The sequence below is a fragment of the Luteimonas sp. A611 genome (assembly GCF_054072715.1).
Window position 1 is genome coordinate 60,335 of sequence record NZ_JBSVRP010000001.1, and the last position, 14,898, is coordinate 75,232.

Annotated in this window: 13 protein-coding genes; 10 read left to right on the plus strand and 3 right to left on the minus strand. The window is 72.3% G+C overall.

The window, feature by feature from the left end:
- Window positions 1–55 precede the first annotated feature (55 nt).
- Complete coding sequence (locus tag ACW5EG_RS00310; RefSeq protein WP_457020541.1) at window positions 56–517, minus strand: hypothetical protein; 462 nt, start codon at window positions 515–517, stop codon at window positions 56–58.
- Window positions 518–919: 402 nt separating this feature from the next.
- Between ACW5EG_RS00310 and ACW5EG_RS00315 the strand changes: the two genes are divergently transcribed.
- From ACW5EG_RS00315 to ACW5EG_RS00350, 8 genes are all read left to right on the plus strand, one after another.
- Window positions 920–1,447 (plus strand): Csu type fimbrial protein, encoded by a 528-nt coding sequence (locus ACW5EG_RS00315; protein WP_457016514.1) that lies wholly within the window; start codon window positions 920–922, stop codon window positions 1,445–1,447.
- A gap of 49 nt (window positions 1,448–1,496) precedes the next feature.
- Window positions 1,497–2,258, plus strand: coding sequence for a fimbrial biogenesis chaperone (locus ACW5EG_RS00320; protein ID WP_457020542.1), 762 nt, complete (start codon window positions 1,497–1,499; stop codon window positions 2,256–2,258).
- Window positions 2,246–4,618 carry a fimbria/pilus outer membrane usher protein gene (locus ACW5EG_RS00325; RefSeq protein ID WP_457020543.1) on the plus strand — a complete coding sequence of 791 codons (2,373 nt, stop codon included), beginning with the start codon at window positions 2,246–2,248 and terminating at the stop codon, window positions 4,616–4,618. The genes ACW5EG_RS00320 and ACW5EG_RS00325 overlap by 13 nt, the downstream gene beginning before the upstream one ends.
- The gene (locus ACW5EG_RS00330; protein WP_457016519.1) at window positions 4,615–5,175 is read left to right on the plus strand and encodes a Csu type fimbrial protein; all 561 of its coding nucleotides are present in this window, start codon (window positions 4,615–4,617) and stop codon (window positions 5,173–5,175) included. The genes ACW5EG_RS00325 and ACW5EG_RS00330 overlap by 4 nt, the downstream gene beginning before the upstream one ends.
- Window positions 5,176–5,281: 106 nt before the next feature.
- A complete protein-coding gene (locus ACW5EG_RS00335; protein ID WP_457020544.1) occupies window positions 5,282–6,358 on the plus strand; it encodes a two-component system sensor histidine kinase NtrB in 1,077 nt (358 codons plus the stop codon).
- Between the two features lie 3 nt (window positions 6,359–6,361).
- Window positions 6,362–7,777: a nitrogen regulation protein NR(I) gene (gene ntrC / locus ACW5EG_RS00340; RefSeq protein WP_457021377.1), complete on the plus strand. Its 1,416-nt coding sequence runs from the start codon at window positions 6,362–6,364 to the stop codon at window positions 7,775–7,777.
- A gap of 61 nt (window positions 7,778–7,838) precedes the next feature.
- Complete coding sequence (locus ACW5EG_RS00345) at window positions 7,839–8,396, plus strand: superoxide dismutase family protein (protein ID WP_457020545.1); 558 nt, start codon at window positions 7,839–7,841, stop codon at window positions 8,394–8,396.
- A gap of 44 nt (window positions 8,397–8,440) precedes the next feature.
- On the plus strand, window positions 8,441–9,094 hold the full coding sequence (locus ACW5EG_RS00350; protein ID WP_457020546.1) for a superoxide dismutase family protein: 654 nt from the start codon (window positions 8,441–8,443) through the stop codon (window positions 9,092–9,094).
- A 92-nt stretch (window positions 9,095–9,186) separates the two neighbouring features.
- Here the strand turns inward: ACW5EG_RS00350 and ACW5EG_RS00355 are convergent, their stop codons facing one another.
- Entirely contained in the window at window positions 9,187–10,077 is an 891-nt protein-coding gene (locus ACW5EG_RS00355) for a hypothetical protein (RefSeq protein ID WP_457020547.1), read from the minus strand.
- 81 nt (window positions 10,078–10,158) lie between these two features.
- Between ACW5EG_RS00355 and ACW5EG_RS00360 the strand changes: the two genes are divergently transcribed.
- A complete protein-coding gene (locus ACW5EG_RS00360) occupies window positions 10,159–11,436 on the plus strand; it encodes an acetyl-CoA C-acetyltransferase (protein WP_457016531.1) in 1,278 nt (425 codons plus the stop codon).
- Between the two features lie 152 nt (window positions 11,437–11,588).
- Entirely contained in the window at window positions 11,589–13,478 is a 1,890-nt protein-coding gene (locus tag ACW5EG_RS00365) for an ATP-binding cassette domain-containing protein (protein ID WP_457020548.1), read from the plus strand.
- A gap of 153 nt (window positions 13,479–13,631) precedes the next feature.
- Here the strand turns inward: ACW5EG_RS00365 and ACW5EG_RS00370 are convergent, their stop codons facing one another.
- Window positions 13,632–14,885 carry a heme biosynthesis HemY N-terminal domain-containing protein gene (locus tag ACW5EG_RS00370; protein WP_457016535.1) on the minus strand — a complete coding sequence of 418 codons (1,254 nt, stop codon included), beginning with the start codon at window positions 14,883–14,885 and terminating at the stop codon, window positions 13,632–13,634.
- Window positions 14,886–14,898: the final 13 nt, after the last annotated feature.

A 14,898-nucleotide genomic window follows, 5' to 3' on the forward strand; every position in this document is an offset into this window, starting at 1 on the left:
GTACGGACGCGTCGCCCGCGCGGACGCCGCGACGGCCGATCCGCGGCTGCGGTCGTCAGGGAGCGCCGGCGCTGGTGATCGGCCCGGGCGCTTCACCCGGCATCGCGGCTGGCAAGCCGGTGGCCCGCGCCACGCTGATCCGGATACGGGTCAGGTCCGCGCTGCCCAGGGCCTGCTCCAGCTGCAGCACCACGCGCCCGCGCCCGTCGCCCCAGACCTGCTGCATCGCCTGCCCCTGGCCACGGCGCGCCAGCGCCCGGTATCCGCGCTGCGGCAGTTCCACCTCGAAAAAGGCCGCCGCGGCTGCGGGCGTGCCCGGCCAGACATAGCTGCGCACATGGCCGTTGCTGTCGAACACCCGCGCCTGCGGCGGCACGGGGATTGCATCGAGCAGGGCCGATGCGGGCCGGCGGTCGACCACCTGTACGCCGACGGCGAACGAGCCGTCGCGGGCGAGGGCGATGCCGGCGATTCCGCCAACGAGGAGGAGGAACGCCAGGGTCTGACAGGTGCGCATGCCTGGACTAACGGCACGCTGCCCCCGCGGCTGTTGCCCGGCCGTGAACGAAAACCCGGATCTGCCAAGGGCATCACGCCCGGAGTGGCGCCTGGGTCGCGTTCCTGCGTCAGAACCGGCCCCGGCGTGACGCCTGGGGTCAGGAGTTGACCTGCCCGACGCTCCAGGAATGATTACGGTTAAAAGTGAACGTACGTCATGCTTTGCAATGACTTTGCGATGCGTTACAACACTTTGCGAAGGTGGTCACGGATCGATGCCTCAGGTTCTGCTGGGGATAGCCGTTAACGTCAGGTTTGGCATCCCGTTTGCTTCGCTGCTACGGCGTTGCAGGTCAAGTGATGGGCAACGCCCGACTGCACGGCACTCCGCATCCTTTCCCTTGCCCGAGACCACACGACCATGTCCAAGAACACCCGCCTCTTCCTCGCCCTGTGCGGCACCGCCTTCGCCGGCAGCGCTTTCGCCGGCCCGTCGCCGCAGACCGCAAACTTCCAGGTCACCGCCACCGTTGCGTCCAGCTGCACGGTCACCGCCACCAACATCGCGTTCGGCGCCTATGACCCGGCCGACGTCAACGCCACCGTGGCGCGCGATGCCAACGGCGCGGTCAACGTGCGCTGCACGCGCGGCACCTCCACCGCGGTGGCTGCCCTCAACCAGGGCCTGAACGCGGCTACCGGCTCGACCTGCGCCAGCCCGCTGCGTCAGATGGCCGGCGCCGCCACCGAACGCCTCCGCTACGACATCTATCAGGACGGCGCCCGGAACACGCCCTGGGGCTGCGCCGCTGCCAACACGCAGGCGATCCCGACCTTCACCTCTTCGCTGACCCCGGCCTCGCTGGTGACCTACGGCCGCATCCCGGCCGGCCAGGACGCGGCGATCGGCAGCTACACCGACACGGTGCAGGTCTCGGTCACGTTCTGAGTGCCCGCGGGGCTGCCGCCGGCAGTCCCGCACCGCTTCGGAGTCGACAGTGAGCTTCTTTCTCCATCGCGCCCCGCGCGCGGTCGTCTGTGCCTGCGCGGTGTTCGCCGCGCTCGCCGGCAGCGCGGCCGCCGCCGAGTTCAGCCTCAACCCCACCCGGGTCCACCTCGATCGCGCGCGCGCGGTCGAGACCCTGGTGCTGGGCAACGCCGACCCGCTGCCGCTGAGTTTCGAGGCTTCGGTCAAGCGCTGGACCATGGCCGCCGACGGCAGCTGGGAGCTGCAGCCCAGCGACGACCTGGTGGTGCATCCGCTGGTGTTCACCGTGCAGCCGGGCCAACAGGCGCGCCTGCGCGTGGGCACGCTAAAGCCCGAGACCGGCGCCGAGCGCGCCTATCGGGTCGAACTGCAGCAGCTGCCGCGCGGCAGCGTCGATGGCGTGGCGATCGAGGTGTTGACCCGGGTCAGCGTGCCGGTGTTCATCCAGGCCGCGTCGCCGGCGCCGGAAGCGGGGCTCTCGGCCGCGTCGTTCGGCAGCGAGGGCCTGCAGCTGACCCTGGCCAACACCGGCAGCCAGTACCTGCCGCCACAGGACGCACGCCTGCGCCTGCTCGATGCCAGCGGCCGCATCCTGGCCGAGTCGCCGCTCACGATCGGCTACGTGCTGGCCGGGGCGCAGCTGCCGCTGCCCGTGCAGTCCGTGTCGGTGGCCACCTGCACGCAGGCGGCACGGGTGGAACTCGAACTTCCCGAATCCGCTGCAACCCTCGTTGCGCCGCTGCCGGCCAGTCCCCGGCGATGCGGCGGTTGAAGCGCGGCCTCTCGTTGCGGCCGATCTCCGCCGCGCTGGCGCTGCTGCTGGCGTCCGCGGCCGCGGCGCAGGCGCCTGACGAGGTGATGCTGCTGGACCTGTGCCTCAACGCGCGCTGCAGCGGCATCGCGGCGGTGGTGGTGCGCGGCGAGGCCGTGCTGGTCGACCGCGAGGCGCTGCTGGCCGCCGGCCTGGACCCGACCCCGCTGACCGCGCAGCAGATCGACGGCCGCGCCTACGTCGATCCCGCGCAGCTGGGGCAGGGGATCGAGGTGGTGCTCGACCGCGCCAACCTGCGCGTGGACCTGGTGCAGCGCGCCTCGGACATGCCGGCGCAGACCATCGACCTGCGTACGCGTGGGCGCGCCGATCCGGCGACCCGGCCGTGGACCGCCTTCGTCAATTACGCCGCCGCCGTTGGCGACGGCCGCAGCGACGGCGAGGTGGGCCTGGAAACCCTGTTCCTGGACGCGGCCGCGGGCCGCGGTCCCGCCGCCCTGCGCAGCACCGGCTACTGGGACCCGGACAACGGCTGGCGCCGCGGCCTGACCCGCCTCGAGATCGACCAGCCCGACCATCTGCGCCGCTGGACCGTGGGCGACCAGGTGGCGGTGGCGCGCGACCCACTTGGCGGCGGCGCCCTGCTCGGCGGCGTCGGCATGGAGCGTGCCTTCGACCAGGATCCCTACCTGGTGACCTTCCCGCAGCCGTTCTACCAGGGCGTGATCGAAACTCCGGGCGTGGTCGAGGTGTACGCCAACGGCGCGCTCATCGGCCGCCGCGAGGTTGGCGCCGGCCCGTTCAACCTGCAGAACCTGGGCGTGCCGCCCGGACGCAGCGACGTGCGGGTGGTGCTGCGCGACCCGTTCGGCAACCGCCGCGACCTCGCCGTCGCGAGCTACTACGGCGGCAGCGCGCTGCTCGCGCCGGGCCTGTCCGACTACGCCCTGCGCCTGGGCCGGGTGCGCGGCGGCAGCCTGGACGGCGACTACGGCGACGACACCGCCTGGCAGGCCTGGTACCGGCGCGGCGTCAGCGACCGCATCACCCTGGGCGTGCGCAGCGAGGGCGACGACGACTTCGCCAACGCCGGCGCCGATGCGGCGCTGCGCACCAACCTGGGCGAGTTCGGTTTCGCCCTGGCGCGCAGCCGCGACGACGACGCCGGCAGCGGCCACGCGGCTTCGATCAGCTACAGCTACGGCGGTCCGCGCGCGGGCCTGTCGCTGGGCAGCCGCCGTTTCAGCAGCGGCTACCGCATGCTCGGCACGACCTTCGAGCTGTTCGGCGCGCGCCTGCGCGAGGACGCCTACGCCAACCTGTCGTGGTCGCCGACCAGGCGCCTGTCGATGCAGCTGGGCTATGGCCGCCAGCGGCGCGAAGGCCTGCCCGCCGAACGCACCGCCAGCCTCTCGTCCACCTGGCGGCTGTCGCCGGCCGCGCAGCTGCTGCTGAGCGTGCAGCGCAGCGACGGCCTGTTCGAGGACACCTCGGCACTGCTGAGCCTCAATGTCGCGCTCGACCGCGACAGCCTCGCCTTCAGCGTGCGCGACCGGCGCAGTCCGGGCGACGACGGCACCGACGGCGACAGCCGCGGCTACGGCTTCGACGCACGCCGCTCGCGCCCGGTGGGCATCGGCTGGGGCTACGACGCCAGCGTGCAGCACGACGACTTCGGCACCAGCGGCTTTGGCCAGCTGGAATACGAGGGTCGGCACGGCCGCTACGCCGTGCAGGCCGACCGCTTCGGCGGCCGCAGCGGCGCGCGTGTGCTGCTCAACGGCGCCTTGGTGGGCATCGGCGGGCGTGCCTATGCCACCCCGCCGCTGGACAGCGGCTTCGCCCTGGTGCGCGTGCCCGGCGTGGCCGGCGTGCCGATCCTGCGCGAAAACCTCGAGGTCGGCCGCACCGATGCGCGCGGCGACCTGCTGGTGCGCGACCTGGTGCCCTACTACGCCAACCAGATCGCGCTCGACCCCTCGCAGGTGCCGCTCGACCACGAGATCGTGCGCGGCGCGGCGCAGCTGGCGGTATTCCGCAACACCGGCAGCGTGGCGACCCTGGACGCGCACCCGCTGCGCGCCTTCTCCGGTCGCCTGCGGCTGCGCGACGGCGACGGCGCGCGACCGGCTGTGTTCGGCAATCTGCGCCTGCAGCACGGCGACGCCAGCCAGACCAGCCCGCTCGGTGCGGACGGGCGCTTCTACTTCGAACAGCTGCCTGCCGGCCGCCACCAGGCCATCGTCGACAGCGACGGCCGCCGCGCCCACTGCGCCATCGACATCCCCGAACCGCTGCAGTCCGGCATCCACGAACTGGGCGAGATCGAATGCGCGGTGACGACACAGGGGGAACCATGAGCCGGATCCGACGCGCGTTTGCCGTCATCGCACCACCGCCGCCTTGCGCGCCAATCGCTCGCTGCAGCCGTGCACGCCACGTGGCCGCGCTGGCCGGCCTGCTCGCCTGCACCAGCCTCTCGGTCCAGGCCGGCGACTGCACGATCACCACCACCCCGATCAACTTCGGCGTCTACGACCCGATCACCAACAGCGCCCCGGTCGACAGCACCGGCACCGTGCGCCTGCAGTGCAGCGCGACCGACTTCGGCGAACTGCTGGGCGGCGTGAACGTCTCCATCGCCCTCAGCCAGGGCAGCTCCGGCACCTACGCCGCCCGCACCCTGCGCCAGCCGCCCAGCTCGGTGCTGCAGTACAACCTCTACACCACCGCTGCCCGCAACACCGTCTGGGGCAACGGCAGCGGCGGCACCAGCACCGCCGGCGGCGCCGTCGGCGGCCTGTTCAGCGGCCAGCCCAACCCCCGCAGCTTCACCATCTTCGGCCGCATACCCGCCGGCCAGGATCCCAACCTCGGTTTGCACAGCGACACGATCACGGTGACCGTGGTGTTTTGAGCGCAGGCGCACGAACTCGCCAGCTCTGTTCCGCGCCTGCGGGAGCAGGCAGAACCCGCAGGCATTCCCGCAGGCCGGTGGTCCACAACTGCCCTATATTGGTGCAATGCGCCCGCCCCCCACCTTCGATCCCGCGCTCGACGCCCTGGTCACGCCGGTGCTGCGGGCCGATCGGCACGGGCGGGTCAGCGCCTGCAACCAGGCCTTCGCGCGCTGGCTGGGGGTGAGCCAGAAGCGCCTGCCCGACCAGCCGCTGGTCGCGCTGGAAGCCGAGGGCGATAGCCTGCGCAATGCGCTGCAGGCGCTGGACGAGGCCGAGGGGCCGCGCCGGCTGCGGCGGGTTGCGCTGGCTTTCCTGGGCGGGGAGCCGCGCTTTGCCGACGTGTGGCTGACCCGCGAGGCCGATGGCGCGATCCTGCTCGAGGCGCATCCGGTGGACGAGTTCCCGGGCGAGGATCCGGCGCAGGCACTGCCGCTGGCGCTGTCGGCCGCGCTCAAGGGCCTGGCGCACGAGCTGCGCAATCCGCTCGCCGGCCTGCGTGGCGCTGCACAGTTGCTCGGGCGCCGCGCCGGCGATGCCGAGTCGCGCGAGCTGGTCGACCTGATCGCCTCGGAAGTGCAGCGCCTGACCCACCTGGTCGACCAGCTGCTGTCGCCGGCGCCGCCGCGCCCGCACCAGCCGCTCAACATCCATGGCGTGCTCGAACAGGTGGTGCGCCTGGCCGAGCAGGAGGCCGGCTGGGCGGTGCGTCTGGTGCGCGACTACGACCCCAGCCTGCCGCCGCTGCGCGGCGATCCCGATCGCCTCACCCAGGCGGTGTGGAACCTGGTGCGCAATGCGATCCAGGCCGGCGCGGCCAATGTCAGCCTGCGCACGCGGGTCGAGTTCGGGGCGCGCATCGGCGAGCAGGTGCATGCGCTGGCGCTGCGCATGGAAATCGGCGACGACGGCCGCGGCGTGCCCGAGACGCTGGCCGAGCAGATCTTCCTGCCGCTGGTGTCGGGCCGCGCCGACGGCAGCGGCCTGGGGCTGGCGATGGCGCAGCAGGTGGCGCGCGAGCACGGCGGCTCGCTGGGCTACCGGTCGCGCCCGGGCCATACCGTGTTCACCCTGCTGCTGCCGCTGTCGGAAGACACCCGCGGCGAACCGCAACCCGCCACCGACGATGTGGCCGTGCAATGAGGTCTGGCGATGTCGGCTGACGGCGATACGGTGTGGGTGGTCGACGACGACCGCTCGGTGCGGTTCGTGCTGGCCACTGCGCTCAGCGATGCCGGCTACCAGGTGGCGGGCTTCGATTCGGCCGATGCGGCGCTGTCGGCGCTGGGCACGCGGCCGCCGCCGCAGCTGCTGTTCACCGACGTGCGCATGCCCGGCGACGATGGCCTGGTGCTGCTGGAGAAGATCAAGCAGGCGCATCCGGCGCTGCCGGTGGTGGTGATGTCGGCTTATACCGACGTCACCAGCACCGCCGGTGCATTCCGCGGCGGCGCCTACGAGTTCCTGTCCAAGCCCTTCGACTTGGACGAGGCGGTGGACCTGGCGGCGCGCGTGCTGGGCCAGCGCGCCGAGCAGGACGCGGGGGCCGCGCCCGAGGTCGAGCCGGCCGGCGACGTACTGGTCGGCGATTCGCCGGCGATGCGCCAGCTGTTCCGCGCCATCGGCCGCCTGGCGCAGGCGCCGCTGACGGTGCTGGTCACCGGCGAGACCGGCACGGGCAAGGAGCTGGTGGCGCGCGCGCTGCACCGCGAGTCGCCGCGCGCGCGGCAGTCGTTCGTGGCGCTCAACACCGCCGCGATCCCGGCCGAACTGCTGGAAAGCGAACTGTTCGGCCACGAGGCCGGCGCCTTCACCGGCGCCGCGCGCCGCCACATCGGCCGCTTCGAACAGGCCCACGGCGGCACCCTGTTCCTCGACGAGATCGGCGACATGCCGGCCTCGCTGCAGACGCGGCTGCTGCGCGTGCTGGCCGAAGGCGAGTTCTTCCGCGTTGGCGGGCGCGAGCTGATCCGGGTGGACGTGCGCGTGGTCGCGGCCACCCACCAGGACCTGGAGACGCTGGTGCTCGAAGGCCGCTTCCGCGCCGACCTGCTGCACCGCCTGGACGTGGTGCGCCTGCGCCTGCCGCCGCTGCGCGAGCGTCGCGGCGACGTGCCGGCGCTGGCCGAGCGCTTCCTGCACGGCGCCGCGGAGAAGTTCGACGCCACGCCCAAGCGCCTGTCGAAGGCGGCCGTCGAGCGTCTGCTCGCGCACGACTGGCCGGGCAACGTGCGTGAACTGGAGAACCTGTGCTGGCGGCTGGCGGCACTGGCGCCGGCCGACACCATCACCACGGCCGACCTGGACGACATGCTGCAGGCCGGCCAGCGCGGCGCCGGAACCGACTGGGACGGCGCGCTGCGCAGCTGGACGCGCGAGCAATTGGCCGCCGGCACCAGCGACCTGCATGCGCTGGCCCGCGAACGCTTCGACCGGGCCCTGCTCGAGGCCGCGCTGGAGCACACCGGCGGCCGCCGCACCGAGGCCGCGACCCGGCTTGGACTCGGCCGCAACACCGTCACCCGCAAACTCGGCACCAGCCGCCGCCCGCGCCGCAGTTGAACCAGCCGCAGCGCCGGCAGTCCCAATCCGTCCCTCGAGCTCCCCGAACATGTCCCCCGCCATGTCCCGATCCCCGAATTCCCGGCGCGCCCTGCTTCCGCTGGCCGCCGCCGTGCTGTTGGCCGCCTGCGCCTCCGCGCCCCCATCCCCGCGCGGGACACCGCCGCCGCCGCGCCAGATCGCCGAGGCCGGCACCATGGCCAGCGCCATCGCCAACCTCGCCTCCGCCTCGGGCACCCTGGTCAGCGGCCGCATGGTGATGGTGCAGGCCGCCGATGGCGTGCGCGTGCGCGGACAGGTCGGCGGACTGGTGCGCAACGGCGCGCACGGCCTGCAGGTGCACGAGCGCGGCGACTGCAGCGCGGTCGACGCGCGCAGCGCCGGGCGCTACTACGATCCGCTGGCCGGCGCACGCCAGGATGGCGCGGTCGGCGAGGCCCCGGGCCGCATCGTGGCCGGGCCTGATGGCGTGGCGACGGTCGACCTGCTGCTGCGCGGCGCGGTGCTCGGCGGCGGCGCCGACAACGACATCGTCGGCCGCTCGCTGCTGGTGCTGGGCGCGACCCCCGGCGCGATCAGCGCGCGCGTCGCCTGCGGGGTCATCACTGCCAGCAAATGACGACCGGGCTAGGCTCGATCCCCCGCTTTCTAGGAGATCCCGCCATGCGCAACGTCCGGCTCCTGCTGTTGCCCGCCGCCCTGATGCTCGCCGCCTGCCAGCCGAAGGCGCCTGTGGAAGACCCCGCAGCCACGCCCGCGCCGGATGCGACGACGGCATCGCCCGACGCCACCGCGATGCCCACGGCGCCGGGAGCCGGCCTTGATCCGGGCACGATGCCGGAGGGAATGGCAGCCGCGCCGGGGACCGTATCGGCGACTGCGCAACTGCAGGCGACCGAAGGCAACGCAACCGCAGGCACGCTGACCTTCGCCGCGGTCGACGGCGGCATTCGGGTGACCGGCCAGGTCACCGGCCTGCGGGGCGGCAGCGAACACGGCTTCCACGTGCACGAGAACGGCGACTGCAGCGCCCCCGACGGCAGCAGCGCCGGCGGCCACTTCAACCCGGCTTCGACCGCGCATGGCCGCGTCGGGCAGGGCGAACACCATGGCGGCGACAGCGACAACATCAGCGCCAACGACCAGGGCGTTGCCACCGTGGATACCCTGCTCCGCGGCGTGAGCCTCGGCGATGCGACCGGCACCGACATCCTCGGCAAGGGCGTGATCGTGCACGCTGATCCCGACGACTACACCACCCAGCCCACCGGCAATGCCGGCAGCCGCCTTGCCTGCGGTGTGATCGCGGCGCAGTAGTCGCCGCGCCTTCGGCGGCCCCCACCCCAACCCTCCCCCGCGAGCGGGGGAGGGCTGGGGTGGGGGCCTGTCCGCGAGGCGCCGCTTCCCCGCTACAGCGCGCGCGCGTCCACCGCCGCGTCCGCTTCCACGAACACCACGTCGATCCCGTGCGCGCCCAGCACCGCGGCCATCTGGCGCTGGCGTGTCTCGAAGTGACCGAACATCCGCCGCAGCGGCTCCACGTCGTCGCTGTCGGGGCGATAGCGCTCGCGCCACGCCGCCGGCGCGAACAGCGCCATCCGCACCTCGCCGTCCACGTAGCGCAGCAGCGGCTCGGGCGCTGAATCCAGCAGCGCCTCGTGCTGCGGCGACAGCAGCGCGGTCTCGATCAGCGGCCACAGCGGCGCCAGGCCGAGGTGCTCGTACTGCAGCGCGACCATGGCTGCCAGATCGTGCAGGGTCAGGCAGCGCGCGTGCTCGACGCGCGCGCCGAACGCGTCCTGCAGCAGCAGGGCGGTATCGGCCTGGGCCATGCCCGTCTCCAGCAGCTGCGCCTCGAACGCCTCGCCGACTTCCCGCGCGATGGCGGCATCCCCGTGCAGCAGGAACGGCAGCACCCGCAGGCTGCCGCCGCGCAGCGCCGGGTCCGCCACCAGCGGCTGCGGCACCGCGCCGTCCGCATCCGTGCCGAAGGCGATGATGCGCGGGCCACCACCGCGTCCCGGCGCGCGTGCATGCAGTTCCGCCAGCCGCCGGTGCAGTGGCCAGCCGGGGCGCAGCGCTTCGGCAGGGTCGAAGTGCGCCGCCGCCAGGCACAGGTCGAGACCGCGTGCGTCGGGGAACAGCGCGGCGAGGTCGCGCCCCAGCAGTGAGGCCAGTCGCGCCGCCTCCTCCTGCGCCAATGCGCCGCGTTCGACGACGCTGCCCGGCGCCAGCTCCAGCGCCATCAGGCCGGCGACGGTGTTCTCGGGCAAGTGCGCGGCAATGTGATGCTCGTTCATCGGGCCATTCGCAACGGTACGTTAGACTCGCCGATTATGCCTGTCGCCGCCGACGGGCCCGCACCGAAGAGGTCCCTCCCGATGCTGCAAGGTCGTCCCGTCGCCGTGCTGGGCGGCGTCCGCATCCCGTTCTGCCGCCAGAACACCGCCTACTCGGACGTGGGCAACCTGGGCATGTCGGTGCGCACCCTTGGCGCGCTGGTGGAGAAGTTCGGCCTGCACGGCCAGCAGCTGGGCGAAGTGGCGATGGGCGCGGTGATCAAGCACGCCTCGGACTGGAACCTCGGCCGCGAGGCCGCTCTGTCCTCCGGCCTGTCCGCGCTCACGCCCGGCATCACCCTGCAGCGCGCCTGCGGCACCTCGCTGGACACGCTCAACCTGATCGCCATGAAGATCGCGACCGGGCAGATCGAGTCGGGCATCGGCGGCGGCTCGGACACCACCTCGGACGTGCCGATCGTCTACGGCAAGTCACTGCGCCGGCGCCTGCTGGCGGCGAATGCGGCGAAGACGACGAAGGACAAGCTGGCCGCGTTCTCCGGCTTTCGCCTGCGCGAACTCAAGCCCGATTTCCCCGGCGTGGCCGAGCCGCGCACCGGCAAGTCGATGGGCGAGCACTGCGAGGACATGGCCAAGGAGTGGAATATCTCGCGCGATTCGCAGGACGAGCTGGCGGTGTCCTCGCACCACAAGCTGGCCGCCGCCTACGACCGCGGCTTCTTCGACGACCTGGTGGTCAGTTTCCGCGGCGTCTCGCGCGACAACATCCTGCGTCCCGACACCTCGCTCGAGAAGCTCGCCACGCTCAAGCCCGCCTTCGACCGCAGCAGCGGCCGCGGCACGCTCACCGCCGCCAACTCCACCCCGCTCACCGACGGCGCGTCCGCCTGCCTGCTGGCCAGCGACCAGTGGGCCGCCGCGCACGGGCACGAGGTGCTGTGCCACATCCGCGACGTGCACGTGTCGGCGGTGGACTTCGTGCACGGCGAAGGCCTGCTGATGGCGCCGACCATCGCCGTGGCCGAAATGCTGGCGCGCAACGGCCTGGCCCTGCAGGACTTCGATTTCTACGAGATCCACGAAGCCTTCGCCGCGCAGGTGCTGTGCACCCTGCGCGCCTGGGAGAGCGAGGACTACTGCCGCAGCCGCCTCGGCCTGGATGCGCCGCTGGGTCGCATCGACCCGGCCAGGATCAATCCGGTGGGTTCCTCGCTCGCCGCCGGCCATCCCTTCGCCGCCACCGGCGCGCGCATCGTCGCCACCGCCGCCAAGCAGCTCAAGGAGCGCGGCGGCGGCCGCGCCCTGGTCTCGATCTGCACCGCCGGCGGCATGGGCGTGGTGGCGATCCTCGAGCGCTGATCCGGCCGCAACCTTGGCCTGCGCCGGGAGAAGCTCCCCGCAACGGCGAAGCCGGTAAAATCCCGGGCCGCAGGTGCGCGCGGCGACCGAAACCTTGACCCTTGGCGCCGGTCGCATCCCCGCCCTGCAGACCCGCCCGGTAGAATTACCCCATGTCCCTCCTCCAATTCCAGGGCGTCGACTTCAGCGTCGGCGGCCCGCTGCTGCTTCAAGATGTCGACCTGTCCATCGAAACCGGCGAGCGCGTATGCATCGTCGGCCGCAATGGCGCCGGCAAGTCCACCCTGATGCGGCTGATGGCCGGCGAGCTGCGGGCCGACGACGGCGAGATCCGCGTCCAGCGCGGCGTGGTCGTCGCGCGCATGGCGCAGGAAGTGCCGCTGGACACGCAGGGCACGGTGTTCGACGTGGTCGCGGAGGGCCTGGGCGACCTCGGCCGCGTGCTCGCGCGCTACCACCATGCGCTGCACGAGGGCGACATGGAGGCCATGGGCGAGGCCCAGGCGGAAATCGAGGCGCAGCACGGCTGGGATCTCGACCGCCGCGTGCAGCAGGTGCTCGACCGGCTGGAGCTGCCCGAGGATGCCGACTTCGCCGCGCTCTCGGGCGGCATGAAGCGGCGCGTGCTGCTGGGGCAGGCGCTGGTGCGCAACCCCGACATCCTGCTGCTGGACGAACCCACCAACCACCTCGACATCGAGGCCATCGCCTGGCTCGAAGGCTTCCTCAAGCAGTTCGCCGGCAGCATCGTGTTCGTCACCCACGACCGCAGCTTCCTGCGCGCGCTGGCGACGCGCATCGTCGAGATCGACCGCGGCCGCCTCAGCAGCTGGCCGGGCGACTATGAAAACTACCTGCGCCGGCGCGAAGAGCGCCTGCACGCCGAGGCGCAGGAAAATGCACGCTTCGACAAGCTGCTGGCGCAGGAGGAGATCTGGATCCGGCAGGGGATCAAGGCGCGCCGCACCCGCAACGAGGGCCGCGTGACCGCGCTCAAGGCGATGCGCAGCGAGCGCGCGCAGCGGCGCGAGCTGGCGGGCAACGTGAAGATGGAAGTGGCCGGCACACGCAACTCGGGCAAGCGGGTCATCGAGGCCAGGCACGTGACCCAGGGCTACGACGGGCGCGTGCTGCTGGACGATGTGTCCGCCACCGTCCTGCGCGGCGACCGCATCGGCGTCATCGGCCCCAACGGTTCGGGCAAGTCCACGCTGCTGAAGATCCTGCTGGGCGAACTGGTGCCCGAGCGCGGTGAGGTCAAGCTGGGTACCGGCCTGCAAATCGCGTACTTCGACCAGCACCGCAGCAAGCTGGACGACACGCGCAATGCGTTGGAGAACGTCGCCGAAGGCCAGGACTTCATCGAGGTCAACGGCAGTCGCAAGCACGTGGTCGGCTACCTGCAGGACTTCCTGTTCTCGCCCGAACGCGCGCGCGCGCCGATCACCCGGCTCTCGGGCGGCGAGCGCAACCGCCTGCTGCTGGCCAAGCTGTTCGCGCAGCCGTCCAACCTGCTGGTGATGGACGAACCGACCAACGACCTGGACGTGGAGACGCTGGAGCTGCTCGAGGAACTGCTGGCCGACTACCCCGGCACCCTGCTGCTGGTCAGCCACGACCGCGACTTCCTCGACAACGTGGTGACCAGCACGCTCGTGCTCGAAGGCGATGGCCGCCTGGGTGAATACGTAGGCGGGTATTCGGACTGGCTGCGGCAGCGCCCGTCGCCTGCAGCCGCCGCGGCCGCCGCAGCAAGGGCCGAAGCTGCCAGGGAAGCGGCGCAGGCCGCGACGGCTGCTGCAGGGCCGGCGGAGCCGCCGAAGGCAAAGCGCAGCTTCCGCGACACGCGCGAACTGGAGCAACTGCCTGCGCGCATCGAACAGCTGGAAACCGAGATTGCCCGCCGCGGCGCAGCGATGAACGATCCCGCCTTCTTCCGCCAGGACGCCGACGCGATCACTGCCGCCAACCAGTCGCTGGCCGAACTCCAGCAAGAACTGGATGTCGCCTATGCACGCTGGGAGAAGCTGGAGGCGGGCTGAGCTGCCGGCCACCGTGGCATCAAGCCCGACCAGTCCCTGTAGGAGCGGCTTCAGCCGCGAACACGGGCAACTGCGATGTCCCTTGGGGCGACGATCGCGGCTGAAGCCGCTCCTACACGGGTGGCCGACGGATCAGCTGTGCATGCCAGCTATCTACTCGCGCAATCGCGGCACACCATGCTCGTCGCGGTCCTCGAACACCGCCTGGTCGGCGACCTGCTGGTGCTGCTCGCGCGGGGACACGGGGATGACCACCTGGCCCCGGTTTGCCGCCAGCGCGTTGGCGTAGCACTGCCAGGCGCGGCCGTCGTCGCCGCTGCGGGCGTAGCCCTCGCCCAGGGCTTCCCAGGCGTCACTGCCGCCGCCCTGTGCCAGCGCGCTGTGCAGCGAGGCTTCGGCCCGCGGCCAGTCACCGCTGGCCTGTGCAAAGCGTGACTGGGTCAGCAGCAGTGACGGGCTGCCCGGGTGCGCCTTGAGCCAGCGCTCGACCTGCGCCTGGCGATGGTCCATGCGCCCGACCGGCAGCAGCCCGTAGCGGGTGGCCAGGCCCTCGTCCCAGCGGGTGTCCAGCGCGTGCTCGATGCTCTTGTTCGCCGCGTCCTCCCAGCCGAAGGCGGCGGCGCGGCTGGCATAGGCGTCGACGACCGCGGGGTCCGTCTTCAGCGTCTTGGGCAGCGCATCCCAGCGTTCGGCCAGCGCATTGGTGTCGGCAGCCTCGAGCAGCGAAGCCTCGGCCCAGCGCGATTCGCGCTCGTCCAGCAGCGCCTGCGGCCAGGCTTGCTGCTGTCGCAGCGCCCCGAGCAGGCCCCAGGCTTCCGCGGCCTGGCCGTTGGCGGCCAGGGCTTCGGCACGCAGGGCCAGGCCGCGCGGCGGGAGCGGCTGCGCGGCCGGTGCGTCGAGCGCGACCAGGGCGTCGGTCGGCCGCTGTTCGCGCAGGGCCAGCTCGGCCGTGGTGATCGCGCGCAGCGCCGGATGACGGTCACCGAAGCCGGCCAGGTGCTCGCGTGCGGCTGCGTGGTCGCCGCGGCCCACGGCGGCCTCGGCCGCGCCAATGCGTGCGGCCGATTCCACGTGCTCGTCGTTGGCGGCCTGGGCCAGCAGCTTTTCCGCGCGCGACCAGTGTCCGTGCTGCAGCGCCTCCAGGCCTTCGCCGATGCGCGCGCGGGCGCGGGTGTCGCGATGCCGGCCCCAGGCGCGGAACGGCAGCGCCAGCAGCGTCCACAGCAGCCATAGCGCGAAGGCGGCGGCAAACAGCAGCGCTGCCCCCACCAGGACGGTGGTGGTGTAGTCATAGCCGCGCCAGCGCACGAGGACCTGGCCCGGGTCCTGGGCCAGCAGCAGTTGCGCAAGCAGGGCGCCGGCCAGGGCCAGCACGAGCCACAGCAGCAGGGTACGGAACAGGTTCATGGCAGATTTCCTT